1 protein-coding gene is annotated in these 1,948 nt (G+C 68.0%); it reads right to left on the bottom strand.

All coding sequences use genetic code 11. The features are described from left to right. Positions 1 to 1,876: ABC transporter permease (locus tag ABYB95_RS22610; protein WP_372662314.1), on the bottom strand; the 1,876-nt coding region annotated here is incomplete at its 3' end. Between the last annotated feature and the right edge of the window lie 72 nt (positions 1,877 to 1,948).

Here is a 1,948-nt window from a genome sequence, read left to right as displayed (position 1 = left end):
GGTCCCCCAGCTTGAGGCCCAGTTCCTCGGCCAAGCCAACTTCCACGCTCAGGGCGGCGGCTTCGTTCTCGGTCCACCGCCCCGCCACCACTTCGTTGTGGGGCGGCTGCAGCGCGGTGTTGGAGAGGTTGAATTCGCGCTCCACCAAGCGCTGCGCCCGGTCGCCCTGGAACGCCTCGGGCACCACCGCTGCGCCGTTGATGCTGACCAGACGGCCCCGGATCATGGGGTACCAGTCGAAGCGCTGCACCCCCGCCTGGCGCAAGGCCTGCTGGAAATCGTCGCCCTGTTCGGGCTGTACGTTGATGACGAAACGGTTGGGCGCGTCCGGTGGTGTGGCATTGCGCCAGCTGGAGATCAGGTCGGTGCGCAGCAGCACCAGCAAAATGAGCGCCAGCAAGCCCACCGCCAGCGCACTGATCTGCACCACCGCGTAGGCTGGGCGGGCCGATATCTGCCGCGTGGCCAGCACCAGGGCGCGCGGCGCGGTGGCTTCGTTCACACTGGCCCGCAAAAGGCGCACGGCGGCGTAGCTGGCGAGCGCGAACACCAGCACGGCCACGGCAAAGCCTACGACGGCAATCAAGCCCAGCAACCAGTCGCGGCTGGCGACCAGCAGCAACACCGAGAATCCGGCCACACCCAGGCCCAGCACCGCCAAGGTGGCGGGTTTGAGCTGACCGACATCGCGGCGGATCACACGCAGCGGCGGCACCTGGGCCAGCTGCAAGACCGGCGGCAAGCCAAACGCCACCATCAGCGTGAGTCCCATGCCCAGACCGAGGAACACCGGCGCAAACCCGGCTGCGGGCAAGGACGATTCGACCAAGCCGGCCAGCAAGAGCACAAACACATGGTGCACCGCATAGCCCAACACCACGCCCAACAAACTGGCCAGCAGGCCGATGAGCACGAATTCGAAGCTGTAGGCGCGGGTCATGGTGGCCTGCGACAGCCCCAGCACCCGCAGCATGGCGCAATCGTCCAAGTGGCGCTGGGCAAAGCCGCGCGCCGCGATCGCCACCGCCACCGCCGACAGCAGGGCCGCGAGCAGCGCCACCAGATTCAAGAATTTCTCGGCCCGGTCCAGCGTCTGCCGCATCTCCGGTCGTCCGCCCTCCAGGGATTCCAGGCGCACGCCGCGCAGATCGTGCTGCGCCAGCTCGGCCTCTGCCCATTGCACATACGTCTTCACCGGGGCATCGGCCCCGGCCACCGCCAGGCGGTAGGTCAAGCGGCTGGCCGGCTGCACCAGGCCGGTGGCCGGCAGGTCGCTCTGGTTGAGCATCACACGCGGCGCAAAGCTCATGAACCCGGTGCCACGGTCGGGCTCCACCACAATGATTCGGGCAATGCGCAAGCTGGCGTCACCCAGCAACAAGGACTGCCCCATCTTCAAATCCAGTGCCACCAGCACAGCAGCGTCGACCCAGACCGTGCCGGGCGCGGGAATGTCGCGCGTGGCCGCATCGGGCGCGTCGGGCGCATCGGCTACCCGCAAGCTGCCGCGCAAGGGGTACCCAGTGCCCACCGCTTTCAAAGCCACGAGTTTGGCCGCACCACCCAAGTCGTCGGGCGCCCGGCCCATGGTGGGAAAGCCCAGCGTCTGCACCGATTGCAGGCCCAGCGCCCGCGCCCGCTCTTCGAACACAGCGGGGGTGGCGTTGTCGCTGCGGATCACCGCGTCGCCACCGATCAGCGCACGCGCATCGCGCGCCAGACCCGCTTGCAGGCGGTCGGCGAAAAAGCCCACCGCCGACAAGGCTGCCACGGCCAGCGTCACCGCCACCAGCAAAAGCCGCAGCTCGCCAGCGCGCCAGTCGCGCAACAAAGATCGCCAGCCAAGCTGCCAGAAAGAAGGGGGAATGTGTTGCATCGCGCAACCTTAGCGCATCCGGCCAGCTCTTGCCCGCGCCGGACTTTGAGGATGGCCGGTTGTTGCACCGTG

It is taken from the genome of Hydrogenophaga sp. (genome assembly GCF_041633695.1).
Lineage (GTDB): Bacteria > Pseudomonadota > Gammaproteobacteria > Burkholderiales > Burkholderiaceae_C > Hydrogenophaga.
The sequence above is the reverse complement of the archived record's forward strand: the minus strand, read 5'-3'. Positions and strand labels throughout refer to the sequence as shown.